The sequence below is a fragment of the Shigella sp. FC1967 genome (assembly GCF_001743005.1).
Lineage (GTDB): Bacteria > Pseudomonadota > Gammaproteobacteria > Enterobacterales > Enterobacteriaceae > Proteus.
In genome coordinates, this window is the sequence record NZ_MIIZ01001271.1 from 1 (window position 1) to 429 (window position 429).

The window sequence follows — 429 nt, forward strand, 5'->3', positions numbered from 1 at the left end:
CTGTTCCCAGGTCTCAGCCTTGGTATTGGCAAAAGCACCAGTGATACCTACACCACCATCGAGCTTGAGAAAGACTTCTCTGGGCGGAATACGACGGGGAACCATCGTCAGGCTGAGAGCTTGGGCTTCCGAGCCTTTTTTCAGTAATGAACATAGTCACCGGATACTGCTTATCCGTGGCGACATAGACCACATTCTCTTTGATGCAGACCTCACCACACTGGCCGTTATCCGTCGCCCCGGTCAGAGATGTTGAAACGATCTCAGGATTGCTGAAAGGCGTGACGATTCGGTTCGGATGACCAACGGCTATCGGGATGATCTGGTTAACCCCCGGCTTCATCGTCAGTAAGGGGTTTTCATTCATGCTGCCCACAACCTCATGGGAGCTTTGTCCTGACGTCACAGGGGCAGGAACATCCTTTTTCA

General features: G+C 52.2%; 1 pseudogene. It reads right to left on the reverse strand.

Annotated features, from left to right (window positions below):
• Window positions 1-13: 13 nt before the first annotated feature.
• Window positions 14-429: pseudogene (locus BHE89_RS20965) on the reverse strand (hypothetical protein); the annotation flags it as partial.